The following is a 4,475-nucleotide window of genomic DNA, read 5'->3' as shown; positions in this document are numbered from 1 at the left end:
ACTTGTATAATTATGTATCATAGAAAATATCCTTTTTTGTACAGATTATACCATAGATTCTAAACAGGTTCTTAGAGTTTTTGCTGAAATGGTGATAATTCAATTTCTACAAAATGCTGAAAAGCATGAGATTGCCTTACAGGTATATCCTCCATATAGATATAATCTAAGCCTTCTGTTACTAACTCCGATGCAATTTGATCTAAATTTTCGTTATACAATGCGAACTCTTCCAACCTTTCATGTAAATGTGGTTCTAATGAAATTAATAATTTCTTATTATTTTTTCGGAATTTCTGTTTTTGGCCTTTCCAGTAATTTTGCTCTTGCATAACTGCATGTAAACTGCTGGAAGGATAATTTTGTGTTTTCTCATTTCCTGAATAAGAGCTTCTACCTGATATGATCCCCTAATAGTAGACAGAAAAAGAAAGTACATTGGACTTATCAACATTTTCCAGACACTAAGTTAGGTGAATATTATGAATAGGCTTTCTCAAATTCGATAGGAGAAAGATAATCTAAAGAAGAATGCATTCTTTTTGTATTGTAATACAACTCTATATATTTAAATATTTCTTTATGAGCTTGTTCAGGTGTTTTCAATTTAGCACCTTGAATAAGCTCTCTTTTTATAGTCTTGTAAAAGGATTCCATTAACGCATTATCATAAGGGGTTTTTTTCTCCTGACACTCGAAACAGCACCCTATTTTTTGTAGTGTGGTTTGAAAATTACCGCTTGTATAGTAATCCCCTTAGTCTGTATGAATAAGTAACCCTTTTTTCGGATGTTCTTTTTTATATCCTTTTAAAAAAGCGTCTATCACGAGAGAATCTTTCATACGGGTACTCATGGACCAACCAATCACTTTTCTTGAGTACATATCCACAAATACCGCAAGGTATAAGATGCCTTTTTGGGTAGGAATATAAGTAATATCACCAACCTATATTTTATTTCGTTGATCCGTCTGAAAAACTTGATTTAAGAGGTTAGGTCTTTCTATGGAAGGTGATTTTTTATTATAACGTTTAAATTGAAAGCGACTGTCTTTCGCATACAGTTTCATTTGACGCATCAGCTTTCCTACTCGCTTCCGGTTTACTTTGATACCTTTCTTTTCAAGAACTTTTGTAAACATTCATAGTGACCTGATCACGAGATGTTTAACGTTTTACAAGCCTTCTTGATGTTATATTTGTGTTTATTCTCTTTTAAATATTGAAATCTTACACATTCTTTTTCTTCAAGAAGACCTGGAACTTTTTTAATAAATCGAGCTCTTTTCTCAGTTCTTCATTCTCACGCTTGAGTTTTTTCATTTCATACTGAGAATGATAAAGTGCGCTTCCACGACCTGGAAACGCACTTTCCCCATATTCTTCATATTCGCTTATCCAAAGATATAGCGTATTAGAATGAATCGATAATTCTCTGGAAACCCCTTTTACAAACATATTTTCTTCCAGTACGAGCTGAACTGCAGCCATTTTAAATTGACGATTATAGACTTTTCTACTTATAAACTGAATTACCTTTCTCTCTTAACTTAGTGTCCAGTTTAGTGTACCATCTCCAGTCGTGCTTTTTAAATACTGTCTACTTGACAGGGATCACTGCAGGCTGCACCTTCTCTTTTATTTGTATATGATGAATCGTTTCGATTTCTTTCCAGGGACGGGAAGCTTGGCGAAGATTTTGAAATCCTATGGATGTAACAAACCTTTGTTTGAGATGTCTATGGTCTTGTTCAATGAGGTTATTGAGGTTGATTCACAATGCAATATTTTGTATGTGTATAAAAAATCATTATGTTTTTTATACACATACAAAATATTGCACCAGAACCATTTTTAAAATCAAGTTAAAATTGGTAATATGAACCTAATTATTTATAAACGAAGGTTTATCAATAAGCGAATTTCCTTAGTAAGGCTACCCCTACTTATAGTAACAATTAAACAGATAACACATTTAATATGCAGATTTTTGTTTGTATATGTAAAAATATGTATATTACTTTAAAAAATAACTTCTACTTTCTCAATACAAAATATAAGAAAAACATGTAAAATAATAAGTACTATTAATTTATTATCTATAAAATATGTTATCTCTTCAAAGAAAGAGCATGTTTTTAGGTTTAACATACCAAATAAAACAAAGGAAAGTATGTGATTTTTAGGAAAAAGCGAAAGGGATGATGCCATATCGAACTCAAGCTAGTTTTACATTCTGTATTTGAAAACCTTTTCCAAGAATATGAAAATGCACAACCTAAGATGTATTTCACATTTCAAAAAATAGAAGATGATTTTATTTTTATAGATATTTGTCCAGAATTACTAAATTTAATTTTTCAAAAACGAGATGATTTGGTGGGAAAATCTGTGGATACCGCTCTTCATATAAAAGATAAAATGATAAGAGAGAAACTCAAACAACTCTATACGTTAGCGTGGAATCAAAAAAAGTTTTATACTATTATTTTCCAAATGAAAACCCAGACATTTTTATCATTACTTATCTAAGAACTCAAAATAATCATAATCAGGTTAAAAAAGTAATTGGACAATGTATGCCTGTCTATAAAAAAGATTTACAGTCTCCTTTGCGACATGTAGATCAGTTTCTTTCTTTTTAAGGAAAAGATTTTTTATATGTTCTTTTGTATTTCTGCTCTGTTCGTGTTTCAGCGAAACAATGTTACTCATCGAAATCTTTCCTTTTTATATTTTTGATTGTTTGGCGCATAATTTTTAGCGTTTGTATTAAAAACACAAGTTCTTCTTGTGAAACTTCTTCGTCGTTTAGGGTGAAAGTATAACATTCTAACAATTCTATATCCTCTATATCTAAAATTTTTTTACTTGCTATATTCGAAGGAACAATTAAATCGCATATTTCCATATTGTATACGGTAGCTATTTTATGAAGTAAATCTAATGTGGGGGTATATACTCCTCTTTCAATTTTAGACAGATTACTATAATCATAATTAATTTTTGCAGCTAAACTCTGTAGGGTATCGCCAAACCTCTTCCGCGTTTCTTTAATATTGAAGCGCATTCTTATCCCCCCTATTAATTTTGAGTGGTCACATATAACTTATCACAATACCTATTAAAGTATCCACAAAGTTGTTGTGATAAGTAGTAGCGAACACTCGGTTTCTATATGTTGTAAAATATGTAGTTTTCTTACTAAATATTATATGGTTATATATTAGATTAATAGACTTGATTGTGGAGGCGTTTTTATAGGAAATTTACTCGGAAAATTAAAATTTGAAGTACATATTAAATGCTTGCGCTTTATGTAGATGAGTAGTTACAAATGTAGCAAAGAATTGCTAATATTTGTACATGGCTATTGGGACTACATTCATAACGAATATCCCAATGATATAATTGATTTGTCTCGGACTTGTTGTTACATATACAAAACTAATCAACATCTAATAGGCAGAATCTTCAAGTCTTTATTTTCATAATACAAAAAAATCTGTTTTTTTTAAATACTTAATCTGTAAAATGATGGTTTTCTTTTATTGAGAAATTTAAATGTGATACAATCGTATGGATATCAGCTGGTTCTGGTGCAAAAACTTCAGGCCATTGTGTTCGGAATTCTAAGCCTATATTTCTTCGCTATAGCCAATTGGCTGCCCTCACCATTTAAATAAATTTTTACAACTTGTACCTTTAATTAATTTGAATAAGTTTGAAATTTATCCCCTTTTTTAACCATAATAAAATCCCCTCCAAGTAAAAGTTTAGCACCCATGTGTTTGCATGGTCTTTTTACACTGTCGACCTTACGGGGGTAATATCATTCAGCGAATGGCTACTTATCACCGATGAAAAAAAGAATGTATGTACGAATCGAAGTCTGCATAATTGAAATTATCTGTGTCTGTTTTATTGACTTAATATCAAGCTGTTAGTGGGCTATACGGTGCTGTAACGAAAGCGAATAGCGGTGGTAAATAAACCTTTGTAATACAGTCACATCCCTATATGAAAAAGGTTATGACTATTTATTTTCCAACAGTTTCCAAACGAATAAAAAGTCTCCTACCAAGAGACCTTTTTATTGTGGGCATACGTACCTTTTTATGTAAGAATAATTATGTTAGTATATCTTAGAAGGGGAGGATAATGAATATGATTATTGTTATTAATGTACCGAACAATGACGATATAGGAGGTTTGTACTAAAAAACCTTTGTTTTAAGTCTTGAAAACACATTCATAATCTCCTGATTTATAATATATCAATATATTTTCGTGTGATAAGAACAATAATTTCTCTTGTGACAGAACATGTATAGATTTTGGTTATTATGAACAGATAGAAGAGCATATCCCTTAAAACAATCAACTTATTTCTTGTAATATGAGAAGAATAGACAAAATAATTATTTTACATGTACTTATAGATTAGGATATATGCTACTTGTACTACTAAATA

1 protein-coding gene and 3 pseudogenes are annotated in these 4,475 nt (G+C 30.7%); all 4 read right to left on the bottom strand.

The genetic code is table 11. The annotated features are described in order from the left end of the window. Positions 1–74 precede the first annotated feature (74 nt). Positions 75–332: pseudogene (locus tag ACQRBL_RS31940) on the bottom strand (hypothetical protein); the annotation flags it as partial. Between the two features lie 148 nt (positions 333–480). Beyond that, positions 481–1,525: pseudogene (locus tag ACQRBL_RS31935) on the bottom strand (IS3 family transposase). Positions 1,526–1,652: 127 nt separating this feature from the next. Continuing rightward, positions 1,653–1,806: pseudogene (locus ACQRBL_RS31930) on the bottom strand (DDE-type integrase/transposase/recombinase); the annotation flags it as partial. Positions 1,807–2,708: 902 nt separating this feature from the next. Continuing rightward, entirely contained in the window at positions 2,709–3,071 is a 363-nt protein-coding gene (locus tag ACQRBL_RS31925; RefSeq protein ID WP_197230586.1) for a helix-turn-helix transcriptional regulator, read from the bottom strand. Positions 3,072–4,475 lie beyond the last annotated feature (1,404 nt).

The sequence above is a fragment of the Bacillus sp. AF62 genome, from assembly GCF_050312695.1.
Classification (GTDB): domain Bacteria; phylum Bacillota; class Bacilli; order Bacillales; family Bacillaceae_G; genus Bacillus_A; species Bacillus_A cereus.
This window is presented reverse-complemented; position numbering and strand designations above follow the sequence as displayed.